The organism is Microbulbifer mixtoriginis (SeqCode), from assembly GCF_052467945.1.
On record NZ_CP174328.1, the window covers coordinates 880848 to 905529 of the forward strand.

The window sequence follows — 24682 nt, forward strand, 5'->3', positions numbered from 1 at the left end:
GAGGGGGCGTTTAAAAGCTTTGCGATAAGAGGAGCCTAAGCCCCACTCGACTAGCGATTTTTACCCAGGTTGCGGATGGCAAAGCGCGCTGGATGCAGGGCTTTCGCCAGATCTGAGCTAACAGGTAAGGGCCCGCCCATAATCCAGCTGGCGAGTAATTCGGCGGTTAGCGGTGCGTAGGTAAAGCCGCGTGAGCCCAGGCCGCCCATTACATAGAGTCCCGCCTGATAACCTGAGTGCTCGGGGATGAATAATTTTCGGTTTTTACGCAAGCTTGCGTAGGTGTTGTTCAGGGACTCCCAGTCGGGAATTGGTCCGGCAACTGGTAAATAATCCGGTGTAGCGGCGCGCAGTGCGGCGCGGCCATTGAAATCCTGGCTGGAGAATTCCTCGGCAAAGTGTGGCAGCAGTTCTGCCAGTGTTTGCAGGTTCTCCTTGTGTTCACTTTCCCGTAACTCTGTGGCGGTTTCCTTGAGCTTGAAGGTGGCCCCGAAACTCTGGCACCCCTCGTGGGCGGGTGTGATATAGCCTTCGCCACAGAGGGCAATTTTTAATTTTGCAGAGACCTCTGTGGCGTGCACGCGCGATACCTGACCGCGTATTGGCCGTAGGGGTAGGGCTGCAGCCGGTGCAAAGCTGCGGATATCATTGGCCCCACAGAGAATGACCGCTTCCGTTTCTATCTCTTTGCCTTCTGTACGCAGCAGCCACTTGTCATCTTGGCGAGTCAGTGATTCTACTGCGCGGCCCTGATAACGGGTGATGTTTCGGTGTTCCAGTAGCGCAGCACATACCTTTTGGGGTTCCAGCCAGCCTGCATTGGGGAAGTAGAGCCCGTCAAAAGGAAGATCTACGCCGGCGAGCTGACAGGCCTCCTCACGGGTAACCATTCTGGCCAGGTTTTGCCCTTGGTGTTCTGCCAGGCTAGCCGCGATCTGTTCCTGTAGCAGCCTCTCCTTATCACTCTGAGCCAGTTGCAAGAGGCCGTTAAAATGTGCGAGCTGCGGGCATTGTTGCTTGTAATATCGCTGGGCGAACATCAGGGCATGCAGGTTGAAGTCTCCATTTGGGCCCGGTTTGGGGGAGAGCTTGCCGTAGAGTATGCCCTGGTCGTTGCCGGAGCCGCCGCTGCCGGGGGCAGGTCCGCGCTCAATAATTTGTACTTGTACACCGCGCTCAGCGAGTGCTCTGGCAATGGTGGCGCCGGAAATACCGCCACCGATCACTGTGGCAGATTGCGGATGCTGTGCTTCGGTGCTGGGTAGGTGCCAGGGGGTGCTTTGCTGCTGGCAGCCGTGTAACTGCTCCAGGGTGCCGCACAGCATTTCCCGCTTGCTGCCAAATCCCGGTACTTTGCGCAGGGCGAAGCCCGCCTCTCGCAGTCCACGCTTAACCAGCCCTGCACAGGTAAAGGTGGCGAAGGTAGCACCGGGGCGGCTCAGGTGGGACATATTGGTGAACAGCTCTTCTGTCCACATGTCCGGGTTCTTGGCCGGCGCAAAACCATCCAGGAACCAGGCGTCGATGTAGCGATCGCGATTCTCTTGTTGTAAGCGCAGGCTATCCAAAGCCCGGCTGGCCTCCCCAATAATCAGGGTCAGTTTTACTGGGCCGAACTGTAGGCGGTGAACACCTTCGGCTAATAATGGTGGGTAAGCTTCAATCAGTGGCTGGGAGAAGGCCTGCAGTTGTGGCCACAGTGCTAGGGCACGCTGCAAATCCTGGGGGTGCAGGGGGAATTTCTCCACACTAACAAAGTGCAGCTGTGCACTTTTCGGAGCGGTTTTCTGCCATAGCTCCCAGGCGGCGAGAAAGTTTAAGCCGGTGCCAAAGCCGGTTTCGCCGATAGTAAAAGTGGCATTCTCGGGCAGGGTCGCCCAGCGCTCCGCCAGGGCACTTTGTTGCAGGAATACGTAGCGAGTTTCCTCCAGACCGGAAGCTGTGGAGAAATAGATATCGTCATAGGCGAGGGACAGGGGTTGACCGTCTTCGCGCCATTGGATGTCCGCGTGTTTGCCGGATTTGCTCACTTCACTACTATCCTCAGGCTCCGTCCTTAAGGCCGAATTCATGCATTACCTGGTCACACCAGCGGCCAATACGCTCTTCACTGAGGTCAAATTCATTCTCTTCATCGAGGGCGAGGCCGACAAATTGGCTGCCATCTTCAGTCAGTCCTTTGGATTCCTCAAATTCATAGCCCTCGGCAGGCCAGTAACCTACGGCGCGGGCGCCGCAGGCGAGCAGTTGGGCATGCAAATAGCCCAGGGCATCCTGGAACCACTGTGGATAGCCTTCCTGGTCCCCGAGCCCAAACAGAGCAAAAGTCTTACCGCTCAGATCGAGCTCGGCCAGGTCGTCCCAGATATTCTCCCAGTCTTCCTGCAGTTCACCGTAATCCCAGGTGGGAATGCCAAATAGTAGGAAATCGTAGCTTTCGGCCAGGGCAATATCCGCTTCGGCTACGTTGTGTAGGTCGAGCCACTGGGGGCCAATGTATTGGCGGATTTTTTCTGCAGCCATTTCGGTGTAGCAGGTGCTGGAACCGTAAAACAGGCCTATGGGAGCTTGGGAGCTTGGCATAACAAAAAGTTCTTACTGCTGGTCTATGGCGCCGTTGAAGTCGAGCTGTCGCCAGGCTTCATAGATCACAATGGCGGCGGCGTTGGACAGGTTGATACTGCGGCTCTCTGCGCGCATAGGAATGCGCAGGGTGTTCTCTGGACCCACCATTTGTAGAAACTCCGCCGGCAGGCCGCGAGTTTCGGGGCCAAACACAATCGCATCGCCGTCTTGGTATTCCACCGAGGTATGGCTGTGGCTGCCTTTAGTGGACAGGGCCAACACCCGCGAAGGCTTCTCACTATCGACAAAAGCCTGCCAGTCTGGGTGTCGAACCACGCGGCTGTATTCACTGTAATCAAGCCCGGCGCGGCGCAGGCGTTTGTCGTCCATATCGAAGCCAAGGGGTTCGATTAGGTGTAGCTCGGCGCCAGTATTGGCGCAAAGTCGAATAATATTGCCTGTGTTCGGGGCAATTTCCGGTTGGAATAGAACAATTTTGAACATTACTTGGCGGATGCCCTGGAGCGGTACTAACTAGCTTGAATGATTTGAGCCGGGCGGTGGGCCCGGCTCCGCATGGCAGCGGATTATTCCACAATTAGAGGGGAGTGGCGATCTCCTCGCAGTCGATCTCCACCCCCAACTCATTGGCGATCTGGTCGAGTTCGTCGCGCAGGCCATCGAGATCCATATCTTCATCCACATTGATCTTGCACTCGGCAGTGAACAAAGGCTCGCCACTCCACGGAGTACTACTGTAAGTAGTTTCCAACTGATCCATATTGATATGGTGGGCGCTGAGTGCGCGGGATATTTCCCGCACAATACCGGGGCGGTCGTTGCCTACCAGCTTCAATGTCAGTGTCTGTTGAGGCTTAGTGGAAACGGCGATCGCGTCTTCAACGATCAAGTTATAGCCATCCTGGGCGAGGTTAGTGAGAGCGACCTTTAAGCCTTGGGTTTTGTCACCGGGAACAGCAACGCGCAATATACCGGCAAATTTTCCGGCAAAATGGGCCATATGGCTGTCTTCCCAGTTGCCACCGTTATCCGCAATGACTGCAGAAAGCTTTTCCACAACACCGGGCTTATCGTTGCAGATCATGGAGATAACGAGATGCTGTTGCATATAGTGTTCCTTTGCTTCAGTGGAGACGTATCATTTGCATTGTAATAGGATCTCGTCGGATAACTCTATCGTCCAATCTCAAAGCCATTTTTCTTTTCCCGGCAACAGGTAACTTAGCGAGGGACTGTCAATGAAGGTCATTGCCGATTTGTGCGTGATACCCATGGGTGTGGGGGTGTCTGTCAGTAGGTATGTTGCGGAGTGTGAAAAAGTACTGGTGGAAGCCGGACTGACACACCATCTACATGCCTATGGCACCAACATAGAAGGGGACTGGGATACGGTGATGGCTGCGGTAAAAATCTGCCATGAGCGAGTACACGCGATGGGCGCCGATCGCATCACTACCAGTCTGAAATTGGGAACCCGTATAGACCGGGACCAGTCATTACAGGATAAGATCGACAGTGTGCGATCGAAGCTGGATTAACGATAACAACACAGGAACGATTATGACGATCAATATCAAGAAATCTCTGCTCGCTATGGCCGGCGCTCTGGCCCTGGCTGGTGGCGCCCAGGCTGCCGACTTGAATTCTGTCATTCAGGGGGATCACCGCAGCAAAGAGTACGTTGCGCGAGACCAGTACCGTAACCCGGCAGAAACCCTGGAATTTTTGGGCATTAAGCCAGATATGACGGTAGTGGAGGTTACTCCTGGCGGTGGCTGGTACACCGAAATCCTAGGGCCCTACCTGGGCAAGAAGGGCAAGCTCTATGCAGCGCACTTCCCCGAGGATAGCGAGTCCTCTTACTATCAACGTTCTTTGAAAAGCTTTAAAGACAAGCTAGCTGCCGACAAGAAGGCCTATAAGAATGTCGTAGTGACCGAGTTTTCACCGCAAACCGGCCGTGAGATAGCCCCAGCAGGCAGTGCCGATGCGGTGGTGACTTTCCGCAACGTACACAACTGGATGTACCGCGGTTATGAAGATAAGGCTTTTGCCAGCTTTTACAGCGCTCTGAAACCCGGCGGTGTTCTCGGTGTGGTTGAGCATCGCGCCAAGCCTGGTACCAGTAAAGAGGATATGGTCAAGAGCGGTTATGTAACTCAGGAGTATGTTATCGAAGCAGCCAAGAAGGCTGGTTTTGAGCTGGAAGAGAGCAGTGAGGTCAACGCCAACCCGAAAGATAGCGCCAAGCACCCGAAAGGTGTCTGGACTTTGCCACCCTCTCTCCGCCTGGGTGATGAGGACAAAGACAAGTACCTGGCCATCGGCGAGAGTGACCGCATGACTCTACGCTTCCGCAAGCCAAAATCCTAAGTTTAAATAACCACTTACCAATACAGGTAAACACCGGGAGCGGCGTTCGTCGCTCCCATCTCACCTAGATATGAAAGTTGTATGATCATTCCCTTTGCGCAGTTGGATCCCAACACTTTGCAGAACCTATTGGAAGAGTATGCTACCCGTGAGGGCACCGAGTATGGTGAGCGCGAGGTGGAGCTACCGGAGAAGGTGGCTAGCCTGCGCCGTCAGTTGCAGTCCGGTGACGTGGTAATTTGGTTCGATCCCGGCGAGGAGACCGTCAATCTGGTGCTGGCCGAGGATCTGCCTACCGATGTCTGAATACCTTATTGATGAGCCCCAAGCCCCTCAAGCGCGCTTTCTGTTTGCCCATGGTGCCGGTGCGCCCATGGACAGTGAATTTATGCAGACGTTGGCCGCTGGGTTGTGTGAGCAGGGTATCGAAGTGGTGCGTTTCGAGTTTCCCTATATGGCCCAGCGCCGCAGCGGAGGCGGCAAGCGGCCGCCTAACACCATGTTGCAGTTACAGGAGAACTTTAACGCCCAGATTGAGCAGTTTGCCGGTGATTTACCCCTGTTTATTGGGGGCAAGTCGATGGGAGGGCGGGTAGCGAGCCTCCTGGCCAATGACAGCTATGCGCAGGGGGTGGTTGCCGGGCTTATCTGCCTGGGGTATCCATTTCACCCCCAGGGCAAGCCGGAGAAGCTCCGCACTGAGCACCTGCTAGATTTTGCCTGCCCCACTTTGATTGTGCAGGGAGATCGCGATCCACTTGGCAGCTTTGCAGAGGTGAATACTTATGGATTGGCAGAGGCTATTGAGATTGAGTGGCTGGCCGATGGTGACCACGATTTTAAGCCCCGTCGCGCGAGTGGATTTACCCAAGCCCAACACTGGCAGACTGCGGTGGATAAAGTGGCGGGGTTTATGCAGCGGTTTCCAGGATCGTGATGCGCTCTTCCCCCACTAGCAGTGGGGCCAACTGGGCCATTTGGGCGCGTCGCTCCTCGCTGGTGTACCAGTGTTGCCAGTGCAGTTCTGACTGCCATTTAGACAGGGTAAAGCGGCGCAATGGATTGCCCTTTTCGATATAGGTCTGTCCCTCGATAAAACCAACGGTGCGGTAGGCACAGGTAAGGACTCTTCGTGCGGCCTCCTCGTAGCTGCTCTGCATTTCGGCGGCAATTTCTCGCTCAATCAATACATAGATCATCATCTCCCCACAATGCGATAGGGCCTAAATGGATTTTAGCGCGGCTGTCAGCGGAAGAGTCGGCAGCCAGTTTCTAGATGACGAAGTGCGCTAAATTGCGCACAATAAATATTATGAAGTTTGATCACACCCTCGATGCCCGCGGCCTGTTGTGCCCGGAACCCGTAATGATGCTGCACTCAGCGGTGAGAAATGTTGCCGATGGGGAAGTATTGAAAATGATGGCCACCGATCCCTCGACGCAGCGGGATGTGCCCAAGTTCTGCCAGTTTCTCGGCTATGAACTGGTGCAGCACGCAGAGGAGAACGACGAGTTCGTGTATTGGATCAAGAAAGCGGAATAGTTGGTCAGATAGCGCCCCGGTCCCGCTTCGACGGCACCGGGGGCACACTCCCGAATAAGTTTTGTACTGACTCTATGGCCTGTTAACTCTTATGGCGCCGTTACTAGAGCGGCGATCGCGGCTAGTGCCTCAGGGTCCTCAGATTTGATCTTGTTGGCGATATGATGTTGGAAGAAGTAGCGAAAGCCTTCACTCTCCTGTGCTGGGTATAGGCAGTGATCTCCCGGTAGTACCGGAGTGGTCTCAACGACATCGTGATCGATCAGCATACCGTGAATAACGCCGTCGGCGTGCAGCCTCCAGCTGATGACCTCGATCAGTGTCAGGTTCTCCCTGTCCTTATCCATAAACACCGCATGGGTGCCGATGGTATCGGGAATCTCCTGCAGAACTTCCTCGGGTTTGCTGCTCTCAAACTCAAAGTATTCCGCCGCAGTCTCCAACTCGACGACTTTGTGGATTGGGGGATGGTGGAAGATGTCTTCAATACCGGGATCGTAGTAGCCTTCGAAGCGTCCGTCCAAAGGGTCCTTGATATCTGGACAGGCCACTATGGTGTTTAACCAGGGAACGAGGCCAACGACCTCGCCATTCGCTTTAAGCCCCCAGCAGAGTATTTTTAAGCTGTATAGGTCTGTACCGCTGGAGTTGTTGGAGTAGAGCATTTCCAAGCCGTCTAGCTCCGGCGAAAGGCGAATAAAGCGCCTGTCCGCAGAAGTTTCGATCGGCTCGCCGGTGAAGAGGTCAACCACATTGTTGATGCTGTGGTCTGTCATGGAACACCTCCTGGCAGGGCCGGTTATATACCGTCTCCGATCAGATCAAGGTGCGACTGCCAAGGCCCTATCTCTGAAAGAAGACCGGGGCAGGAGGGTATTTGACTGCATTAGACCCCTCCTCGGGGAATACGCTGAAAAGGCAGGTGTTCAGCGGCCTCCCTGTGAGTAAAGGTATATGTTGATTTCCGGAAATACAACCGGCCCGCTAACGCCTGCAGAAGCGGCGCGGCTTTGATCGAGGCGCTCCCGTTGATATAGTCCCCGCCTTTGCGGTATCCCGGAGAACATCTTGCCCGTCACTCACTTAGAAATGGCTCCAGTTTCTAATACTCCTCTAGCAGCCAGATCCACTGCCGAGCGTATTGTGGCGGTCTTCAATCGCTGTTTTTCCAGTCCAAAAGGGCTAAATACCCGACTTTGCGGCGGTTTTTCCGAACCTTACTATCGGCCCGCTGGGGGCCAGCAGGGCCATCATCAGGTCGAGTTCACTCTCGACTATGCGGCCAGCGCACTGCACGAGGTGGCCCATTGGTGTGTGGCCGGTGAGGTCCGCCGACAGTTGCCCGACTATGGCTATTGGTATGCTCCAGATGGGCGCAGTGCCGAGCAACAAGCAGAATTCGAGTTGGTGGAGGTCAAACCCCAGGCGCTGGAATGGATTTTCGCCCGTGCATGTGGTCTCCGCTTCCGTGTCAGTGCGGACAACTTGGAGAGTGGCCTTGGTCCCAGCACCAGTTTCAAAGAGGCTATTTGGCGTCAGGTTCAGCGCTATTGTGCGGAGGGGCCCAATGAGCGGGCGCGTACTTTCGCTCTTGCGCTTGCAGGGGTGTTTACTCAGCCAGATCCATTGAGCGGCGATATCTATCAGCTGCGGGAGCTATCGTGAGTAGTTTTCTGGTCGACTCTTCTGTCTATATCTTTCGCTACTACTTCGCCTTGCCTCCCAACTGGCAGAGTCGCAGTGGTTACGACACAGAAGCGGTCTACGGCTTCACCAACTTCCTGCTGGATCTTTTGGCGAGAAATCCACGTTACATCGCCTGCGCTTTCGATGAATCTCTCGGTAGTTGCTTCCGCAATACGCTTTACCCGGACTATAAATGCAGTCGCGCATTGCCAGATGAAGCCCTGGCCTTTCAGCTGGCGGCCTGCCGGGGGATGGCGGAAGCCCTGGGTATCGCCAGTTTCTCCAGTGAGCGTTATGAGGCGGACGATATTCTCGCCAGCTTGACGCGAAAACTGCGCAATCATGCCCCGATCATTGTGAGCCGGGATAAAGATCTGGGGCAGTTACTGGCTCGCGGAGCCTCCAGTCTTTGGGATTTTGCCGCAAACCAGCATATGGACAGCGCGGCCATTGAGCAGAAGTTTGGTGTAAAACCCGCGCAGATTGCCGACTACCTGGCGTTGGTGGGGGATAGCAGTGACGATATTCCCGGAGTACCCGGCATTGGTGCCAAGACTGCGGCGCGATTGCTGAGCGAGTTTGATGATGTCGAAGCGCTGTTGGCACAGCAAGAGAGAGTGACAACACTGCCCATTCGGGGTGCGAAAGGACTCGCCCAGCGGCTGGGGGAATATTCCGACCAGCTGCGCTTGGCAAAACGCCTCGCAAGCCTGGTGGAGGATATCCCCCTTGGCATTAAGGTGAGTGATTTGCGTCCACAACCTGTGGATGTTGAGTTGGCCACGGCTCTGGCCAAGGAGTTCGGGATCGGCAGGCTGGCAGGAAAAATGGAGCGCACACTGGTGAGCGCTGAAGGAGAATCTACATGAGTGAAAGCCACGCACAGGGCGTTGGCCTCAAGATTGTTGCCGATGAGAATATACCGGCACTGGAGCAATATTTTGGCGATCTGGGTACGCTGTTACGCTATCCGGGCCGCACACTGACGCGCGAGCAATTGATTGATGCCGATATCCTATTGGTGCGCTCCGTCACACGAGTGAATCAGAGCCTGCTGGAAGGCACGCCGGTACGTTTCGTGGGTAGCTGTACCATCGGCACCGATCATCTGGATACCGATTGGATGGAGCGCAATGGTATTTACTGGAGTGCCGCGCCGGGCTGCAATGCCAACTCCGTGGTTGAATATGTATTTTGTACTTTGGCCGCCCTAGCGGTGGACTGGCGAGGGCGCAGCTTTGGCATTGTCGGTTGTGGCAATGTGGGAGGGCTGCTGCAGAAGCGCTTGCATGCCCTGGGTGCGAGCTGTGCAGTCTACGATCCCTGGCTGCCAGATAACCCCGACTTTGCTCCCCTTGAACACGTACTGAGTCAGGACATTGTGTGCCTGCACGCCCCTCTGGTTAAAGATGGGCCCTTCCCCAGTTTGCATATGATCGGTGCTGAGCATTTGGCACAGATTCGCGACGGCGCTGTTTTGATTAGTGCCGGTCGCGGTGCGGTGGTGGACAATCGCGCGTTATTACAGGTGTTACAGCGGGCAAAGCGTTTTATGACAGTGCTGGATGTCTGGGAGGGGGAGCCGGGAATCAACACTGAGCTGTTGGAGTTGGTGGACCTGGGGAGCCCGCATATTGCCGGCTATAGCCTGGATGGCAAGCTCACAGGCACCCGCATAATTCGCGAGGCGCTCTCCAATGCGCTGGATCTGGCCCAGCCTGAAAACACTGGCGCCACCTGCGATACGCAAGCTGAAGTCTCTAGAAGGCAACTTGAGCCGGTGATTAGTGGGGCGGCGCCAATAGCGAATTTGTTATTGCAAATGTATGACCCACGCGAAGATGATGCGCGCCTGCGCGAAGTGGCTCGAGGGATAGAACCTATGGCCAAGGCTTTCGACCGCCTGCGCCGTGAATATCCCGAGCGTTTGGAGTTTTCCCATTACCGCGCCGCAGCGCAGGCCCTGGGTAAAAAAGAGAGAGAAGAGTTGGCAGTACTGGGGCTCATGTGCGATTAGAAAAACAAGTTAAGAAACTGGGTTTGATTATCAATCCTTGGGCCGGTGTTGGCGGCCCAGCGGGGCTTAAGGGCAGCGATGGAGCCGAGACAGTGGCGCAGGCCCTGGCGGCTGGTATTGAGCCGCAATCCCACAAGCGTGCCGCGATTGCCCTGGAGGCCTTGCTACCGTTTCGGCAGCAGCTGGAGTTTTTGTGTTTTGCCGGTGATATGGGGGCGGATACGGCTAGTGCACTGGGCTTTGCCGTGCGTGAGGTGGGTGCAGCCGAGTCCACCCCATCAACCCCCGAGGACACCGAGAGAGCGGCAATGGCGATCCGCGACGCCGGTGCCGACCTGATCGTCTTTATTGGCGGTGACGGCACTGCGCGCAATATGACCAACGTCCTGGGTGATCACTTTCCAGTACTGGGTATTCCCGCCGGTGTCAAAATGCACTCCGCTTGTTTCGCGATTTCCCCCAAGGCCGGTGGAGAAGTTTTGCGTAAATTACTGGCCGGTAAGCTGGTGGATTTGTGTGAGCGCGAGGTGCGTGATATCGATGAAAATAGCTTCCGCCAGGGGCGGGTGAGCACTCGCCACTACGGCGAGCTGCTGGTGCCCCAGGAGGGCCACTTCCTGCAGGCAGTAAAGAACGCCGGGCGCGAGGTGGAAGAGCTGGCTGTGGCGGATATCGCCGCGGAGATTGTCGAGGAACTAGAGCCGGATACCTTGTATATCGTCGGTCCCGGTTCAACTACCTTAGCTGTCTTTAGTGAATTGGGGTGTGACGGCACCCTGCTGGGGGTGGACCTGCTCTGTGATGGCGCCCTCTTGCAAAAAGATGTGAGCGCGCCGCAGATTGAGGCAGCGATTGCCGCACACAAGAGTGTGAAAAAAAATGGTCAGGTAAAAATTATTCTCACTGCCATCGGAGGCCAGGGCCATCTGATCGGCCGCGGTAACCAGCAATTCTCCCCCAGAGTCCTAAGCCAAGTGGGTCGTGAAAACCTGGTGGTTGTCGCCACCAAAACCAAAATAACTGAACTCGGCGGGCGCCCCCTGTTAGTGGATAGTGGTGACCCCGAACTGGATCGGCAGTGGAGCGGCTTTATCCGTGTGGTAACCGGCTACCGCGATGCGATCCTCTACCCCCTAAGCAATGGAGAAGTCTGAGTGTCTACCGATTGGCAAGTGTTGCTGCAGCAAGTAGAGCCCAAGTTAGTTCAGGGCGGCGGTGACAGCCGGCGTTTGTTTCACGGGCGTGGTCGCTGTTTTACAGGCCTGGAGCAGGTTTGTGTCGATAGTTTTTCCCCTGCATTACTGGTTACTTTTTTTGAGGAGTACGAGGGGGAAGGGGAGTTGTGCGAGAAGCTCTGGCAGATGGCCGAATCATACGGTTATCAGGGGGTGGCCGCGCAGCGTCGCTATCTCCCCGGTGCACCATTGGAGTGGTTGTGTGGCGAATCGGTTGCCGCACCAGTGGCACAGCGCAACGGTCTGCAGTTTCCGCTGACCTTTGATCGTCAGAATGTTGGCTTCTTTCTGGATATCGAACCCGGCCGCGCCTGGCTTGAAGCGCAGGTGCGGGAGCGCTCGGAGCGCAAATCGGTGAAGATGCTGAATTTGTTCGCGTTTACCTGTGCTTTTTCTGCTGTGGCTCGAGCCGCTGGGGATATTGAGATCGTCAATGTGGATGTGAATCGGGGCGTTTTGAATCGCGGCCGAGAAAACCACGAGGTGAATGGCCTGTCCCTGCGAGGTATTCAATTTTTGCAATTCGATGCACTGCGCCAGTTCAAGCGCTTCGACCGCCGGGGGCCCTTTGATCTCGCTATCGTAGACCCACCCACACGCCAGAAAGGCCGCTTCGATGTGAGTCACAACTACGAAAAACTGCTGCAACAACTGCCTGCCTGCCTCGCGGATGAGGCAGATCTGCTGATGGTGATCAACTCCCCGCGCCACAGCGAAGCGCACTTTCGCGAGTTGATACTCGGTGCCGATAGCGGCTATGAAGTGGTAGAGCGGCTGGCGCAAAACCCGGATTTTCCCGATCGGGACCCGGATGCCGCCCTAAAAATGCTGCACGTTAAATATCGTCGTCAGAGTTTGCGATACTAAATAGCGGTGATGCTCAAACCACTCTATTTACAGTGCGGCAAACTCCCGCATCAGGCGCTCCACCAGCGCCTGTAACTTTGCAGAGGAACCATCGCGCACGGCGCTGTTGAGCAGCTGTGCGTTACTCTGGCCAGAATTTTCTTCCTTGTTGATCAACAGCAGAAATCCCCGGTGGCTCAGTACCACTTCCTCCGCAGCTTCCTGGCGCACCAGCTGGGAGAAGTGAATGTAACCGCTCTGTTTTAACCAGCTGAGGGCACCCAGGCAGGCCAGGTGCCGTGGTGAGTGCAGGCCGAATTCGTCGGGGGTGTCTGGCCCGGCAATGTCCTCCACGTAAATGGTGGAGGGCAGGGGGAACTGACCAAACAGTGCCAGCAGAATTCTGCCGGCATCGCGATAAAAGTCGTGGATATGTAAATCGTCCAACATCAGCGGGTATATCGCTCCAAAAAGTAACCCAGCCGCTCAATCGCGTGGGAGAGGTCGTCGGCGCGGGGCAGAAAGACAATGCGCAGGTGATCGGGCGCGTCCCAATGGAAAGCGCTGCCCTGTACCAGCAGGATTTTCTCCTGGCGCAGGAATTCCAATACCAGCTGTTCATCACTATCGATTTTGTGGTGGTCCAGGTGCAGCTTGGGGAACAGGTAGATGGCACCACTAGGTTTGACACAGCTGACACCGGGAATGTCGTTGAGCATGCGGTAGGCTAGATCGCGTTGCTGGCGCAAGCGGCCGCCGGGCAGTATCAAGTCGTTAATACTCTGATAGCCCCCCAGTGCGGTTTGCACGGCATACATGGCCGGTACATTGCCGCACAGGCGCATAGAGGCGAGTATTTCCATCCCTTCAATAAAGCCTTTGGCGCGATGCTTGATTCCACTGATGATCATCCACCCGGAGCGGAAGCCGGCCAAGCGGTACGATTTGGACAAGCCATTGAAGCTCAGGCAGAGCACATCCGGGGCCAGTTTGGCCATGGGGGTGAACTCGGCGTCGTCGTAGAGGATCTTGCTGTAGATTTCATCGGCAAAAATCACCAGATTGTGGCTGCGCGCCACCTCTACAATCTCTTCCAGCAAAGCCTTGGGATAAATCGCCCCCGTGGGGTTGTTGGGGTTGATCACGACAATGCCGCGGGTGCGAGGCGTGATTTTTGCTTTTATGTCCTCAATATCGGGCAGCCAGCCGGATTCCTCGTCACAGCGGTAGAGTACCGGGTTGGCACCAGCGAGATTGGTAGCGGCCATCCACAGGGGGTAGTTGGGCATGGGCAGCAGCAGCTCATCGCCATTGTTGAGCAGTGCCTGGGTGGCCATGGAGATTAACTCGGAGACACCGTTGCCCAGATAGATGTCATCAATTTCAACTCCCTGGATACCCAGGGTCTGGCACTCCTGCATAATAGCTTTGCGCGCGGCGAATAATCCCTTGGACTCCACATAGCCCTGGGCCTGGGAGAGATTGTGGATGACGTCCTGGATGATTTCATCGGGGGCGTTAAAGCCGAAGGGGGCGGGGTTGCCGATATTCAGCTTGAGGATACGGTGGCCTTCCTCCTCCATGCGATGGGCTTGCTCCATCACCGGGCCGCGAATCTCATAGCAGACGCCGTGCAGTTTTTCAGATTTATGGATGTCCTTCATGTTGGTGCGGCAGCCCTGTAGCTTGGCAGGAGCAGCCTCAGCCGCGAGCGAGCTGCGCGATAGGCGGGATTCCACTGGCGGCGGTTACCGCTCCTGCGAGAACGATTAAAACGGAACGAGACAGTATGGCAAAAGCAAAAGACGATAACTACTGGCGAGATCAGCTGACAGATGAGGAGTTTGAGGTCTGTCGCAAAGGGGGGACAGAAGCGCCATTTAGCGGGGAATATTGGGATGTTTTTGACAAAGGTCTCTACCGCTGCCGCTGTTGTGGCGAGGTTTTGTTTGATGCGGGAGCAAAATTCCAGAGCTACTGTGGCTGGCCCAGCTTCGATGAGGAATTTAGCGTGGGGATTATTCGAGAGCTAGCCGATAATAGTTTTGGTATGGAACGTATCGAGATTCGCTGCAGTCAATGCGACAGTCATCTAGGGCATGTGTTCGATGATGGGCCTACTGAAACCGGCCTTCGATACTGTGTTAATTCCTTGTCGGTGAGGCTGGACCAGGAGTTCAACGAAGACGGCGAAGAGGAGGGCAAGTGAGGAGAGTACACTGGAGCCGCTGGCTACTCAGGGTGCAGTGGGGGCTACTCGGGATTATTGTGCTCGCAGGCATGGCACTGCGGTTCGGATTGTTGCGCTTCGAATTGGTCTTCATGATATTTACCTACGCGGGTGGGGCGGCACTGACTGTCGCACTGGTGAGTTTACTGGTGTTTGTCTGGGGGTCGCGCAATCACAGGCCCCAGGCGCGCAGCAATGCCCTCTGGGCTGCGTTGCTGGGACTGCTGCCAGTAGCTGTGCCCCTTATTACTGTGGGCAAAGATAATTTCAATGCACCAAAAATCCACGATATCACTACCGATACCCGCAACCCCCCGGCATACCAAGCAGTCCTCGACTTGCGTAAGCCTGGGGACAATAGTGCCGCATACGGCGGCGAGCCTGTGGCGAGCCTGCAGCGTGAAACCGATATCTATTCCGACATCTATCCACTGCATGTCCATATGCCTGTTGCCCGCACCACTGAGCTGGCGGCGGAGGTTGCCAAGAAACTGGGCTGGAAGATTGTGTCTTACGAACCAGAGAAGGGGCATATCGAGGCAACCGACCGAACCTTGCTGTTAGGCTTTACCGACGACATCGTGGTGCGAGTACGGCCGGAAGATGATGGTGGCTCGCGGGTGGACGTGCGTTCTAGTTCCCGTGTGGGAGTCAGTGACCTAGGGGCCAACGCAAAGCGTATTCGTGAGTTTATTGAGGAGCTGCACCTGCGTGTACTCAGCGAGCAGTACGGAGAACCCTCTGACGCCTAAATTATCTTCCCGCAACCGGCAGTGTTAGGTAAGTATCTGACAATAAAAGAAAAAAAATTCAATTCGGGTGTTGACAGTATCCCGAACGGTACATAGAATGCGCCCCACTTCTGACGCAGAGCTACACTTTAAAACGCAGCGAAACGACAGAAGGTTTCTGGGTCCCCATCGTCTAGAGGCCTAGGACACCGCCCTTTCACGGCGGTAACAGGGGTTCGACTCCCCTTGGGGATGCCACGCGGGAATAGCTCAGTTGGTAGAGCGCAACCTTGCCAAGGTTGAGGTCGCCGGTTCGAACCCGGTTTCCCGCTCCAAGTTTCCGCTTTGCGAGATGATCTCTAGTCAGCTCACAAAGCACGCCACCGAGAAATCAGTGGCATTGCCATGGACAGCATGGCAGCACCGGACCTTAAGGTCGAAGTGCAAGTTTCTGTCCCCATCGTCTAGAGGCCTAGGACACCGCCCTTTCACGGCGGTAACAGGGGTTCGACTCCCCTTGGGGATGCCAATATGACCCGTTAGCAATGCTACCGGGTCAAATTGCGGGAATAGCTCAGTTGGTAGAGCGCAACCTTGCCAAGGTTGAGGTCGCCGGTTCGAACCCGGTTTCCCGCTCCAATTTTATTTTTGGATGGATCTTTGGCCCCATTCAAAAGTAAAGTCACCGCGAGGTGGCAAAGCCATGGACAGCGTGGCAGCACGGGACCGAAGAGGTTGTAGTGCAAAGTTTCTGTCCCCATCGTCTAGAGGCCTAGGACACCGCCCTTTCACGGCGGTAACAGGGGTTCGACTCCCCTTGGGGATGCCAATACGGCCCGGCAGCAATGCTGCCGGGCCAACACAAAACGCGGGAATAGCTCAGTTGGTAGAGCGCAACCTTGCCAAGGTTGAGGTCGCCGGTTCGAACCCGGTTTCCCGCTCCAAAATAAAAAAGCCGCTCACTCGAGCGGCTTTTTTATTTTCCGATATATTGCTTCTAAGTTTATTACTTGCACTGGTATTGCCGGAGTGCGACTGTGCGCCTGGAATTCCGCCTCCGCGGCTTTGGGCTTCCCTGTGTTTCCGCCGGTTGAAATTATTCGGGCAAGCGCGTTGAATGGCGCCTTCAGCATAGGAATTCACAATGACCGCCGCACTATCTATCCATAACCTGCAAAAAACCTACGAAGGCGGCTTCCAGGCCCTGAAAGGGATCAGCTTCGAAGTGCAGCCGGGGGACTTCTTTGCTCTGCTGGGCCCCAATGGTGCAGGTAAGTCCACCACTATTGGCATTATCTGCTCATTGGTGCGTAAGACTGCCGGTAGTGTGTCGATTTTTGGTGTCGATATCGACAGTGATTTTGCCGCTGCCAAGCGCCTTTTAGGCGTGGTGCCGCAGGAGTTCAATTTCAGTCAGTTTGAAAAAGTCTTCGATATTGTGGCTACTCAGGGGGGATTCTATGGAATGCCGCGCAAGTTGGCAGAGGAGCGCACAGAGCAATATCTGAAGCAGTTGGGACTTTGGGACAAGCGACACACCCAGGCGCGTATGCTGTCTGGGGGGATGAAGCGCCGCCTGATGATTGCACGGGCGCTGATTCACGAGCCAAAACTACTGATTCTGGATGAACCTACTGCTGGGGTGGATATCGAGCTGCGTCGCTCCATGTGGAGCTTCCTGGAGGAAATTAACGCTCGAGGTACCACCATTATTCTCACTACCCATTACCTGGAGGAGGCGGAGAGCCTGTGCCGCAATATCGCCATTATCGATAAGGGTGTTATCGTTGAGAATACCTCTATCAAGTCCCTGCTGAAGACTCTCAACCGCGAGACATTTATTCTCGACTGCAGCGAATACCTAAGTGAGGCACCGGAGCTTACGGGGTTTAAATGCTGCCTGTTGGATAATCATTCCCTGGAAATCACTGTAGAAAAAGGGCAGTCACTGACAGAGGTCTTTGTCGAGCTCAAGGCCCAGGGCGTCACCGTGACCAGTATGCGCAACCGTGCCAACCGCCTGGAAGAATTGTTTATTTCCATGTTGTCCGAGGAAAAAGAAGAGGGGTTGGATTCGTGAGCGGTAAGTTGACCTGGATATCCTTCAGCACCATTTTCCGCCGGGAGGTGCGCCGCTTTATGCGCATCTGGCCACAGACCCTGGTGCCGCCGGTGATCACCATGACGTTGTACTTTGTGATTTTCGGCTCTCTTATTGGCAGCCGTATCGGTGAAATGGGTGGATACCCTTATATGGAGTTTGTGGTACCTGGGCTGATTATGATGTCAGTGATCACCAACTCCTATGGCAATGTCGTGTCCTCTTTTTACAGTGCTAAGTTTCAGCGCAGTGTTGAGGAGCTGCTGGTATCGCCCACGCCAAATTGGGCGGTGATGGCTGGCTATGTACTGGGCGGTGTTGCGCGTGGCTTGGTTGTAGGCCTGATTGTCACTCTAGTAGCGATGTTTTTTACTTCTCTCAGAGTCGAACACCTGGGAGTCACCATCGCTATTGTGTTTCTCACATCGGCGCTATTCTCTCTGGCGGGTTTTATCAATGCGATTTATGCCAACAGCTTTGACGCCATATCGATTATTCCCACTTTTGTTTTGACCCCGCTTACCTATTTGGGGGGTGTTTTCTACTCCATCGATCTGTTGTCGCCCTTTTGGCAAGGATTGTCGAAATTGAACCCGATTCTCTATATGGTGAACTCCTTTCGCTATGGAATCCTGGGTGTTTCCGACATTAATGTGGCCTGGGCATTTGTTGGGGTCTTGGTTTTTATTGCGCTTCTCGCCAGCTGGGGACTTTACCTGATGAGTCACGGCAAGCGATTGAGGCACTGAGGTTGAGTATGAGCAGAGAAGATTGGCAGAACCTCCCGCTGGGTCGGGAAACCGTTTACGAATCCAGCTATAACCCAGAGCTACTGCACCCGATTCAGCGATCCATTTCCCGAGCCCAACTGGGGCTGTCCGTTGGCGCCCTGCCATTTTTTGGGGAAGATGAGTGGTGGGGATTTGAGCTCTCCTGGCTCAATACCAGGGGCAAACCCCAAGTGGCGGTGGCGCGCTTCAGCTTTCCCGCGGAAAGCCCCTGTATGGTGGAGTCCAAGTCCTTCAAATTGTACTTAAACTCCTTTAACCAAAGCCGCTTTGATTCCTGGCAGCTGGTTCAGGATACCCTGGTGCGGGATCTAAGCGCTGCGGTGGGTATGGCTGTGGAAGTGACCCTGCTGGAGGTGGAAGATATCTCCCTGGATGTGCAGAGGCCGCAAGGGTTCTGTCTCGACCAGCTGGATATTGCCGTAGAGCAATACCAGCCGGACTCGACACTGCTGGCGCTGGAAGAGAGTGGTGTGGAGGTTACTGAAACTCTCTACAGCCACTTGTTGCGCAGTAATTGCCCGGTTACCGGCCAGCCGGATTGGGCGACGGTAATGGTGGAATACAAGGGGCCGATGCTGCAGCGCGAAGCGCTATTGGCTTACATTATTTCCTTCCGTGAGCACCAGGATTTTCACGAACACTGTGTGGAGCGGATTTTTTGCGATCTGCAAAACCTTGCGGACTTTTCCGAGTTAACAGTTTGTGCCCGCTATACCCGCAGGGGAGGGCTGGATATCAACCCGCTGCGCTCCACCCGTATTGAGAAGCCTCTACCGCCGCGCTTCGCCCGTCAGTAAATTATTGCTAATACAGGTGATATTGGTCTCAGGTATTTCTGTGGCCAATATCGTCAAATCCCACAGCATTAAAACACTCCGGCCTTAAACCTTGTGTCACACGTGGCGCTGTTCCCTCTTGGGCTAAGCTTTCCTGGATAGCTTTTTGGGTGCAGGTGTATTGGATGTAGCCTATTGATGGGCCTGTACAGTTACATTAGTGGCTATTCACTTTTCTTGGCTCGATAAAAAGTAAATAAGCTGCAATTGGTGTATCGCCAATGATTTACACAGATCCATAGGCCCCCTAGATATGGAAATCCAAACACAGTCTCCAGCGCTACCCGCTGTGCTTGTGGTTTTCATCCAAATTATTTCCTCCACTCCCGCCAATGCCCAGGTTTATGTTGAAGCCGATCAATTGATGAAGGTGATCGAAGCGCAGCAGCGCCAACTCGAGGCACAGGAAGCGCAAATCCGACAGCAAAAGGCTGATCTAGAGGCTTTGCGGCAACAGGTGGAAGAGCTGCGCAGGGCGAGGCCCCCAGAAAATTCCCCGGCTGCGCCAGTTCCGGCAGTACCAATGCCGTCAGTTCCTCCATCGAGAGAATACAGTGAGCCTGTGGATGGCGTTGCGCTCGATGATTTGCGCGATCAATTAGAGCTCATACGCAAAGATATCCCGCCTGGCTCCCTACCGCCCCCTCGGGCCAGGGGAGACCCAAAGCATCCGGAACAGACGGATATCGAAGAAATCATTTCCAGTGTACCGACCGACTGGCCGGGGTCTATCCCTGTGCTCGGCAGTCGCACTCGAATAAAAATTAATGGCTTCGCCGAGCTGGATGCTAACTATGACACCGGCGCCATTGTCAGCCCGGCGGAGTTCACGACCAGTGCTATTGTCACCAGCAATAGAACCGCAGCGGAGGGTGAGGATGGTCAGACCAATGTTTCCGTTCAGGTATCGAGACTAGTGCTCAAGTCAAGAACGCCCTGGGGCGGTCGTTTAATCGAAAATGAATTTTCTATGGATTTCCTTCGCGATCCGACAGTCAGTGAGCCTTTGCTGCGTCTGCGCAAAGCATACGGCCAGGTCAGTGATATTTTGCTGGGCGGAGATTTACGGCTGGGCCTCGACTGGTCCACGTTCAGTAATTTAACCGCCTCACCAAACACCCTGGATTACGAAGGCCCCAACTCACTGTTAGCGCTCATGCGTCCGGTTGCGCGTTGGAGCCGTAAATATGATCCAACTCTCACTCTGCAAGTCTCCCTGGATGCGCCAACTGATCGGGTTTTTCAGAATGCACTGGAAGTGTCTCGCTGGCCGGACTTTGTGGTAGCGGTTATTTCCCAAACAGACCGCATTAACTTTCAGGGCAGTTTTATCCTGCGGGACCTGCGTGGCAGTGGGGAACCACAGTCTGCCGTTTCGGATACCGGATGGGGTATCAATTTAAGTGGCGTGATTGATATGCCCGGTAGGCTTGCGCCGGATTTTGCCTCCTACTCCTTTAGCTATGGCTATGGCTATGGAAGCCTTCTGGATGATGAGCCCCCCGATGCGAGCTATGACTTCGTCAATAATCGGCTGGAGGCAATTCCAACTCTGGGTTGGTATCTGGCTTATCAACACTGGTGGAGTCCGTGCCTCTATACCGTGGCAACCTATGGGCTGGTGCATCAGGACAACCTGGATTTCCAGCCGGGCTCCTCATTTTATCAAACCCAATACAGCAGTATTAATCTGACCTGGACCCCGACGCCGCATTGGCTGTTTGGCGTTGAGGCCCTTTATGGAACCAGGGAGGACAAAGATGGAGCCTATGGTTCAGTCTGGCGGACCCAGTTCACCAGCCGCATCTCGTTCTAGTGGTTTCAGATGTGCGATATCAATAGTGTTGCGCTTTATTTTGCTATGCGGTTTTTTAACCTCCTGTAATTCACCGAGAACAGTGGTGACTGACACTTGGCATTCGCCGCTGGTTGCAGAGCGCTCGCTGGGAAAAACTTTGGTCCTGGCCTTTACCTTGGTTCCTCGCCCAATAGTTGGTATCTATGTGGAGAGTATTTGGGTGGAGCAGTTGGGCCGCTATGGCGTGAATGCCCTCTCATGGAGTGATTTTGCAGCCGATGGCAAGGTTCCCACGATGGGGGAGCTGGCTGATGTCCTGGCTGAATATCAATTTGACACGCTATTGGTGACACAGTTGATCAGCTTTAAACAACTGAATAGGAATGTTTCCAACTCTCAAGTGGCCATTGTCGAAACCCGTTTATATTTTGCGCCATCGGAAGAGGTGTATTGGTCCCTGGAATCCGAAAGTTTCCTGGCGAACTATATGATGGGGGAAATTCGCCGTCCCAGGGAGGGAGATGCCCTGGAATATGTGGAAACCGTTATTCAACAAATGATGCAGGATGGTGTTTTCTAGGCGCTGATGCCATCGTTTCATGGAGTTGGCCACCACAAACCATTTCCTCCTGCGGGGTAGGTGAAGTTAAAACATAATTTGTTCAGCTATTCTGGTGAGAAGAGCCGTACGGAAGAGTGTGCTGAGCACCTGATGTGGTTTATGTGTACGGTGAATTTTTTGTGGCGGGTAATCTGATAGGAATGCCTGCTGAATCCTAAGGTCGGTAGGCATTGCAATGGATTGGAATACCGTGGCCCCTGTCAGGTTTGTGCAATACTGGGTTCGCTACTGGGGTTGTATTGAGTACCGATCCTTCTGGCTAGTATGCCTTCTTTTCGCATTTCTTTTTCTTTTTTTGATTCCCTCTTCAAGCTCTGCCACTGAAAGTTTTCTGATGCCTTTGGGGCCCGTTGCCCATGAACAGAAAACACATTTTTTCTGGGCGACAGCACTTACCATGGTAGCGGTGCTGCCCGTGTTTATTCTGGTGCCAGTCATTCTATTTAAGTATCGCCGTAAGAAGGGAAAAGGTATTTATGCGCCCAAGTGGGAGTCTTACGGCCCTTTGGAAGTCGTCATGTGGGGTGTTCCCTTTATGGTGATTTTTGTTCTCTCTTTTATGCTTTGGCGCGCAACCATTGCTCTGGACCCCTATGAGGAAATAGAAGGCGTATTTCCTCCTGTCCAAGTGCAAGTGGTGGGACTGGACTGGAAGTGGTTGTTTATCTACCCAGACTTAAAAATTGCCACAGTGGGTGAACTGGTTGTTCCTGTACACACTCCGGTCTCCATGATTTTAACCAGCGATACCGTGATGCAGTCTTTTTGGATTGCGGCGTTAGCGGGGCAGATCTATGTGATGCCGGGCATGACCACACGACTCAATTTTATTGCAACTAAAAATGGTAAAACCCAGGGTGAAAACACCCAATATACCGGCAAGGGATTTACCGAGCAGAAATTTGATGTATTGATTAAGAGTGAAGAGGATTTTCAGGCCTGGGTTGCACAGGTCCGGGCCAGGGGGATTGAGCTGGATGCTCAGACCTATAATCGCCTGGCTGAAAGAAGTACCCGCAAAGAGATGCAAAAGCAGTTGGCCACGCCTCAAATGCCCAGCAATGCCCTCTATTTTACCATTGCCGATCCCGAGCTGTTTCAAAGCATTGTTATGCGATATCACTCGGGCAAGCCCCTTAGTATGGAAGAGCAACCCGGCACGGTGAAGTTTGGTCAGGGTGAGGATAAAACAGAGGGTGCGCAGCCATGAATATTACCGACTATGGCTGGCTGGGAAAGCTGGGCTGGGATTCTATCGTTTTCAGCAAGCTGTTTACCGATTTTTCGGTAAGTGAAGTGGTGGCCAGTACCGCTGGTGCCATTGTTGTTTTTGCCACCATCGCCATCCTCGCTCTACTGACCTGGTTTCGCGTATGGGGCACTTTATGGTCTGAATGGCTGACCAGCACAGACCATAAAAGAATTGGCATCATGTACATAGTCTTTGCACTGGTGATGATGACCAGAGGACTGCTGGAAGGCATGGTGATGCGGGCACAGCAGGCTGCTGCCCCAGATGGTTTCCTCTACGCAGATCACTTCGCTCAGCTATTTAGCACCCACGGCACTATTATGATTTTCTTTGTTGCCGTGCCTTTTGTTGTGGGTCTGGTCAACTTTGTAATGCCATTACAGATTGGTGCTCGCGATGTTGCTTTCCCAGTACTTAACCAGATTAGCCTGGCGGTCACCGTGTCTTCTGGGATTCTGTTGATGGTCTCGCTGGTGGTGGGGGAATTCTCTACTGGGGGCTGGTCTGCTTACCCGCCTTATACGGGGGCGGACTTTAATCCCGGCGTGGGACCAGACTACTGGGTGTGGGCGATTGTATTTTCCGGGGCCGGTACCACTCTTACGGGGATTAACTTTACCGTCACCATTTTAAAATGCCGTGCTGCGGGCATGAAATTTTTCCGTATGCCCATGTTTTGCTGGACGGTATTGTGTTCCTCCATCCTGATGATTTTTGCTATGCCGCCACTCAGTGTTGCGGCGTTAATGCTTGGTTTCGACCGCTATTTGGATTTTCACTTTTTCACCAATGATCTCGGTGGCAATATGATGAACTATGCCAATTTATTTTGGCTGTTCGGACACCCGGAGGTCTATTTGTTGGTGCTGCCGGCCTACGGTATTTTTTCTGAGGTGTTCTCCACTTACTCCGCCAAGCGCCTATATGGCTACAAGTCATTGGTAATTGCCACCATGTCTATTGCCGTATTGAGTTTTACCGTGTGGCTTCATCACTTCTTTACCATGGGGCAGAGTCCTACCATCAATATTGTATTTGGTATCGCCACCATGCTGATCGCGGTGCCAACCGGGGTCAAAGTCTACGATTGGATGGCGACGATGTATCGCGGGCGAATTCGCTTTACCACTCCAATGATTTACGCCATCGGATTTTTGATTTTATTCGTGATCGGTGGCTTGTCTGGAGTGATTCTGGCGAACCCCACGGTAGATTTCCAAGTACACAATACCCTGTTTTTGGTGGCGCACTTCCATAATGTACTAATTCCAGGAGTGCTATTTGGTTTGCTGGCCGGATATAACTACTGGTTCCCCAAGGCGTTTGGTTTTCGCCTGGATGAGCGCTTGGGTAAGTGGTCGGCATATCTTTGGGTAGCCGGGTTTATGCTCACTTTCTTTCCCCTTTATGGTGCAGGATTACTGGGGATGCCAAGGCGCTCATTCAGCTATATGGATCTGACTTTCAAACCCTACATGGTGGTGGCTTTTATCGGGGCCATGGTGGTGTTATGCGCATTGATCAGCCTGGTATTGCAGTTGCTGGTCAGTTTACGGGATCGCAAGAAAAATCGCGTTCCTGTGGGGGACCCTTGGGATGGGCGCTCTCTGGAATGGTCGATCCCAGCCCCTGCGCCTTCCTACAATTTTGCGGAACTGCCGAGGGTAACGGACCGGGATGAATTTAATGAGGCTAAGGAGCAGGGGCGTGCTTATTTACCGCCAAAAGTCTATCGGGATATAGAGATGCCCAAGAATAACCCTTTGGGATTTATTCTATGCGCTCTGAGCGGCATCCTGATGTTTGCATTGGTCTGGTACATGTGGTGGTTGGCCCTGATTTCCGTTCTGGCCATTATCATTGTGGTAATCGTCTCTACCTTCCGCTGGGACAGTGAGCAAATTATTCCGGCGAGTCAGGTACAGCAGGATACGGAGAAGTGGCTGACACTAGTGAAAAATACCGAACCGGTGGGCAGGGATCTGGAAAATACTCCGCAAAACCATGGCTACGCTAAGTTGGAGCATTAGTAACC

General features: G+C 54.0%; 27 protein-coding genes and 6 tRNA genes. 25 read left to right on the forward strand and 8 right to left on the reverse strand.

Annotated elements, in window-relative coordinates:
- Positions 1-50: 50 nt before the first annotated feature.
- The 4 genes from mnmC to ACJJIJ_RS03815 all read right to left on the reverse strand — a co-directional run bounded on the left by mnmC (position 51) and on the right by ACJJIJ_RS03815 (position 3694).
- Positions 51-2030, reverse strand: coding sequence for a bifunctional tRNA (5-methylaminomethyl-2-thiouridine)(34)-methyltransferase MnmC2/FAD-dependent 5-carboxymethylaminomethyl-2-thiouridine(34) oxidoreductase MnmC1 (gene mnmC, locus ACJJIJ_RS03800; protein ID WP_444938683.1), 1980 nt, complete (start codon positions 2028-2030; stop codon positions 51-53).
- A gap of 13 nt (positions 2031-2043) precedes the next feature.
- On the reverse strand, positions 2044-2583 hold the full coding sequence (gene fldB / locus ACJJIJ_RS03805) for a flavodoxin FldB (protein ID WP_444938684.1): 540 nt from the start codon (positions 2581-2583) through the stop codon (positions 2044-2046).
- Positions 2584-2595: 12 nt separating this feature from the next.
- Positions 2596-3069: a tRNA (uridine(34)/cytosine(34)/5-carboxymethylaminomethyluridine(34)-2'-O)-methyltransferase TrmL gene (gene trmL, locus ACJJIJ_RS03810; RefSeq protein WP_252085272.1), complete on the reverse strand. Its 474-nt coding sequence runs from the start codon at positions 3067-3069 to the stop codon at positions 2596-2598.
- A 94-nt stretch (positions 3070-3163) separates the two neighbouring features.
- Positions 3164-3694, reverse strand: a complete 531-nt coding sequence (locus ACJJIJ_RS03815; RefSeq protein ID WP_444938685.1) for a glycine cleavage system transcriptional repressor — start codon at positions 3692-3694, stop codon at positions 3164-3166.
- A 130-nt stretch (positions 3695-3824) separates the two neighbouring features.
- Here ACJJIJ_RS03815 and ACJJIJ_RS03820 point away from each other — a divergent pair, with 130 nt between their 5' ends.
- The 4 genes from ACJJIJ_RS03820 (at position 3825) to ACJJIJ_RS03835 (ending at position 5896) form a co-directional block, all read left to right on the forward strand.
- Positions 3825-4124 (forward strand): MTH1187 family thiamine-binding protein, encoded by a 300-nt coding sequence (locus ACJJIJ_RS03820; RefSeq protein WP_444938686.1) that lies wholly within the window; start codon positions 3825-3827, stop codon positions 4122-4124.
- A gap of 22 nt (positions 4125-4146) precedes the next feature.
- Positions 4147-4959, forward strand: coding sequence for a class I SAM-dependent methyltransferase (locus ACJJIJ_RS03825; protein WP_252085275.1), 813 nt, complete (start codon positions 4147-4149; stop codon positions 4957-4959).
- A gap of 81 nt (positions 4960-5040) precedes the next feature.
- The gene (locus ACJJIJ_RS03830) at positions 5041-5265 is read left to right on the forward strand and encodes a YheU family protein (RefSeq protein ID WP_252085276.1); all 225 of its coding nucleotides are present in this window, start codon (positions 5041-5043) and stop codon (positions 5263-5265) included.
- The gene (locus tag ACJJIJ_RS03835; protein WP_444938687.1) at positions 5258-5896 is read left to right on the forward strand and encodes an alpha/beta family hydrolase; all 639 of its coding nucleotides are present in this window, start codon (positions 5258-5260) and stop codon (positions 5894-5896) included. The genes ACJJIJ_RS03830 and ACJJIJ_RS03835 overlap by 8 nt, the downstream gene beginning before the upstream one ends.
- On the opposite strand, the gene ACJJIJ_RS03840 is transcribed toward ACJJIJ_RS03835, so the two are convergent.
- Positions 5871-6161, reverse strand: a complete 291-nt coding sequence (locus ACJJIJ_RS03840; RefSeq protein ID WP_444938688.1) for an antibiotic biosynthesis monooxygenase family protein — start codon at positions 6159-6161, stop codon at positions 5871-5873. The two genes, ACJJIJ_RS03835 and ACJJIJ_RS03840, sit on opposite strands and share 26 nt — an antisense overlap.
- A 74-nt stretch (positions 6162-6235) precedes the next feature.
- Between ACJJIJ_RS03840 and tusA the strand changes: the two genes are divergently transcribed.
- Positions 6236-6502, forward strand: coding sequence for a sulfurtransferase TusA (gene tusA / locus ACJJIJ_RS03845; RefSeq protein WP_444938689.1), 267 nt, complete (start codon positions 6236-6238; stop codon positions 6500-6502).
- An 89-nt stretch (positions 6503-6591) separates the two neighbouring features.
- Here tusA and ACJJIJ_RS03850 read toward each other — a convergent pair whose 3' ends face one another.
- Entirely contained in the window at positions 6592-7278 is a 687-nt protein-coding gene (locus ACJJIJ_RS03850; RefSeq protein WP_252085280.1) for a hypothetical protein, read from the reverse strand.
- 292 nt (positions 7279-7570) lie between these two features.
- Here ACJJIJ_RS03850 and ACJJIJ_RS03855 point away from each other — a divergent pair, with 292 nt between their 5' ends.
- Genes ACJJIJ_RS03855 through ACJJIJ_RS03875 form a run of 5 tightly spaced genes read left to right on the forward strand, consistent with a single transcriptional unit; the run spans position 7571 to position 12307 of the window.
- On the forward strand, positions 7571-8167 hold the full coding sequence (locus ACJJIJ_RS03855) for an elongation factor P hydroxylase (RefSeq protein ID WP_444938690.1): 597 nt from the start codon (positions 7571-7573) through the stop codon (positions 8165-8167).
- Positions 8164-9057 (forward strand): 5'-3' exonuclease, encoded by an 894-nt coding sequence (locus tag ACJJIJ_RS03860; protein ID WP_444938691.1) that lies wholly within the window; start codon positions 8164-8166, stop codon positions 9055-9057. Before ACJJIJ_RS03855 ends, ACJJIJ_RS03860 begins: the two co-directional genes overlap by 4 nt.
- Positions 9054-10205, forward strand: coding sequence for a 4-phosphoerythronate dehydrogenase (locus ACJJIJ_RS03865; RefSeq protein ID WP_444938692.1), 1152 nt, complete (start codon positions 9054-9056; stop codon positions 10203-10205). The genes ACJJIJ_RS03860 and ACJJIJ_RS03865 overlap by 4 nt, the downstream gene beginning before the upstream one ends.
- Complete coding sequence (locus ACJJIJ_RS03870) at positions 10196-11359, forward strand: ATP-NAD kinase family protein (RefSeq protein ID WP_444938693.1); 1164 nt, start codon at positions 10196-10198, stop codon at positions 11357-11359. Before ACJJIJ_RS03865 ends, ACJJIJ_RS03870 begins: the two co-directional genes overlap by 10 nt.
- Entirely contained in the window at positions 11360-12307 is a 948-nt protein-coding gene (locus tag ACJJIJ_RS03875) for a class I SAM-dependent methyltransferase (RefSeq protein ID WP_444938694.1), read from the forward strand. It begins immediately after the preceding gene.
- 27 nt (positions 12308-12334) lie between these two features.
- Here ACJJIJ_RS03875 and ACJJIJ_RS03880 read toward each other — a convergent pair whose 3' ends face one another.
- On the reverse strand, positions 12335-12736 hold the full coding sequence (locus ACJJIJ_RS03880) for a hypothetical protein (protein ID WP_252085286.1): 402 nt from the start codon (positions 12734-12736) through the stop codon (positions 12335-12337).
- Positions 12736-13950 (reverse strand): pyridoxal phosphate-dependent aminotransferase, encoded by a 1215-nt coding sequence (locus ACJJIJ_RS03885; RefSeq protein ID WP_444939559.1) that lies wholly within the window; start codon positions 13948-13950, stop codon positions 12736-12738. Before ACJJIJ_RS03885 ends, ACJJIJ_RS03880 begins: the two co-directional genes overlap by 1 nt.
- 125 nt (positions 13951-14075) lie before the next feature.
- Here ACJJIJ_RS03885 and msrB point away from each other — a divergent pair, with 125 nt between their 5' ends.
- The 15 genes from msrB (at position 14076) to ACJJIJ_RS03960 (ending at position 24677) form a co-directional block, all read left to right on the forward strand.
- A complete protein-coding gene (gene msrB, locus ACJJIJ_RS03890) occupies positions 14076-14495 on the forward strand; it encodes a peptide-methionine (R)-S-oxide reductase MsrB (protein ID WP_252085288.1) in 420 nt (139 codons plus the stop codon).
- Positions 14492-15268, forward strand: a complete 777-nt coding sequence (locus ACJJIJ_RS03895; protein WP_444910063.1) for a DUF1499 domain-containing protein — start codon at positions 14492-14494, stop codon at positions 15266-15268. The genes msrB and ACJJIJ_RS03895 overlap by 4 nt, the downstream gene beginning before the upstream one ends.
- 161 nt (positions 15269-15429) lie before the next feature.
- Positions 15430-15505: transfer RNA gene (locus ACJJIJ_RS03900), tRNA-Glu, on the forward strand.
- A gap of 1 nt (position 15506) precedes the next feature.
- Positions 15507-15582: transfer RNA gene (locus tag ACJJIJ_RS03905), tRNA-Gly, on the forward strand.
- A 118-nt stretch (positions 15583-15700) separates the two neighbouring features.
- Positions 15701-15776, forward strand: a tRNA-Glu gene (locus ACJJIJ_RS03910).
- A gap of 34 nt (positions 15777-15810) precedes the next feature.
- Positions 15811-15886: transfer RNA gene (locus ACJJIJ_RS03915), tRNA-Gly, on the forward strand.
- A gap of 114 nt (positions 15887-16000) precedes the next feature.
- Positions 16001-16076: transfer RNA gene (locus ACJJIJ_RS03920), tRNA-Glu, on the forward strand.
- Positions 16077-16115: 39 nt separating this feature from the next.
- Positions 16116-16191 (forward strand) — tRNA-Gly (locus ACJJIJ_RS03925).
- A 200-nt stretch (positions 16192-16391) separates the two neighbouring features.
- Positions 16392-17327 carry an ABC transporter ATP-binding protein gene (locus ACJJIJ_RS03930; protein WP_444938695.1) on the forward strand — a complete coding sequence of 312 codons (936 nt, stop codon included), beginning with the start codon at positions 16392-16394 and terminating at the stop codon, positions 17325-17327.
- Positions 17324-18097, forward strand: coding sequence for an ABC transporter permease (locus tag ACJJIJ_RS03935; RefSeq protein ID WP_252085291.1), 774 nt, complete (start codon positions 17324-17326; stop codon positions 18095-18097). The genes ACJJIJ_RS03930 and ACJJIJ_RS03935 overlap by 4 nt, the downstream gene beginning before the upstream one ends.
- 8 nt (positions 18098-18105) lie before the next feature.
- Positions 18106-18936, forward strand: coding sequence for an NADPH-dependent 7-cyano-7-deazaguanine reductase QueF (queF, locus tag ACJJIJ_RS03940; RefSeq protein WP_444898620.1), 831 nt, complete (start codon positions 18106-18108; stop codon positions 18934-18936).
- Positions 18937-19228: 292 nt separating this feature from the next.
- Positions 19229-20791: a hypothetical protein gene (locus tag ACJJIJ_RS03945; RefSeq protein WP_444888546.1), complete on the forward strand. Its 1563-nt coding sequence runs from the start codon at positions 19229-19231 to the stop codon at positions 20789-20791.
- A gap of 85 nt (positions 20792-20876) precedes the next feature.
- Entirely contained in the window at positions 20877-21353 is a 477-nt protein-coding gene (locus ACJJIJ_RS03950; protein WP_444938696.1) for a hypothetical protein, read from the forward strand.
- 376 nt (positions 21354-21729) lie between these two features.
- Complete coding sequence (locus tag ACJJIJ_RS03955; protein WP_444890781.1) at positions 21730-22605, forward strand: ubiquinol oxidase subunit II; 876 nt, start codon at positions 21730-21732, stop codon at positions 22603-22605.
- Positions 22602-24677 carry a cbb3-type cytochrome c oxidase subunit I gene (locus tag ACJJIJ_RS03960; RefSeq protein WP_252085296.1) on the forward strand — a complete coding sequence of 692 codons (2076 nt, stop codon included), beginning with the start codon at positions 22602-22604 and terminating at the stop codon, positions 24675-24677. The genes ACJJIJ_RS03955 and ACJJIJ_RS03960 overlap by 4 nt, the downstream gene beginning before the upstream one ends.
- The last annotated feature ends 5 nt before the right edge of the window (positions 24678-24682 follow it).

Bases quoted from the DNA above. Each gene is read 5' to 3' on its own strand.
- ACJJIJ_RS03955 (WP_444890781.1), top strand. From the start codon at position 21,730: ATGCCTTTGGGGCCCGTTGCCCATGAACAGAAAACACATTTTTTCTGG.
- msrB (WP_252085288.1), top strand. From the start codon at position 14,076: ATGGCAAAAGCAAAAGACGATAACTACTGGCGAGATCAGCTGACAGAT.
- ACJJIJ_RS03865 (WP_444938692.1), top strand. From the start codon at position 9,054: ATGAGTGAAAGCCACGCACAGGGCGTTGGCCTCAAGATTGTTGCCGAT.
- fldB (WP_444938684.1), bottom strand. From the start codon at position 2,583: ATGCCAAGCTCCCAAGCTCCCATAGGCCTGTTTTACGGTTCCAGCACC.
- ACJJIJ_RS03835 (WP_444938687.1), top strand. From the start codon at position 5,258: ATGTCTGAATACCTTATTGATGAGCCCCAAGCCCCTCAAGCGCGCTTT.
- ACJJIJ_RS03930 (WP_444938695.1), top strand. From the start codon at position 16,392: ATGACCGCCGCACTATCTATCCATAACCTGCAAAAAACCTACGAAGGC.
- ACJJIJ_RS03945 (WP_444888546.1), top strand. From the start codon at position 19,229: ATGGAAATCCAAACACAGTCTCCAGCGCTACCCGCTGTGCTTGTGGTT.
- ACJJIJ_RS03880 (WP_252085286.1), bottom strand. From the start codon at position 12,736: ATGTTGGACGATTTACATATCCACGACTTTTATCGCGATGCCGGCAGA.
- ACJJIJ_RS03820 (WP_444938686.1), top strand. From the start codon at position 3,825: ATGAAGGTCATTGCCGATTTGTGCGTGATACCCATGGGTGTGGGGGTG.
- ACJJIJ_RS03840 (WP_444938688.1), bottom strand. From the start codon at position 6,161: ATGATGATCTATGTATTGATTGAGCGAGAAATTGCCGCCGAAATGCAG.
- ACJJIJ_RS03815 (WP_444938685.1), bottom strand. From the start codon at position 3,694: ATGCAACAGCATCTCGTTATCTCCATGATCTGCAACGATAAGCCCGGT.
- trmL (WP_252085272.1), bottom strand. From the start codon at position 3,069: ATGTTCAAAATTGTTCTATTCCAACCGGAAATTGCCCCGAACACAGGC.
- ACJJIJ_RS03960 (WP_252085296.1), top strand. From the start codon at position 22,602: ATGAATATTACCGACTATGGCTGGCTGGGAAAGCTGGGCTGGGATTCT.
- queF (WP_444898620.1), top strand. From the start codon at position 18,106: ATGAGCAGAGAAGATTGGCAGAACCTCCCGCTGGGTCGGGAAACCGTT.
- ACJJIJ_RS03830 (WP_252085276.1), top strand. From the start codon at position 5,041: ATGATCATTCCCTTTGCGCAGTTGGATCCCAACACTTTGCAGAACCTA.
- ACJJIJ_RS03885 (WP_444939559.1), bottom strand. From the start codon at position 13,950: ATGAAGGACATCCATAAATCTGAAAAACTGCACGGCGTCTGCTATGAG.
- ACJJIJ_RS03850 (WP_252085280.1), bottom strand. From the start codon at position 7,278: ATGACAGACCACAGCATCAACAATGTGGTTGACCTCTTCACCGGCGAG.
- ACJJIJ_RS03825 (WP_252085275.1), top strand. From the start codon at position 4,147: ATGACGATCAATATCAAGAAATCTCTGCTCGCTATGGCCGGCGCTCTG.
- tusA (WP_444938689.1), top strand. From the start codon at position 6,236: ATGACGAAGTGCGCTAAATTGCGCACAATAAATATTATGAAGTTTGAT.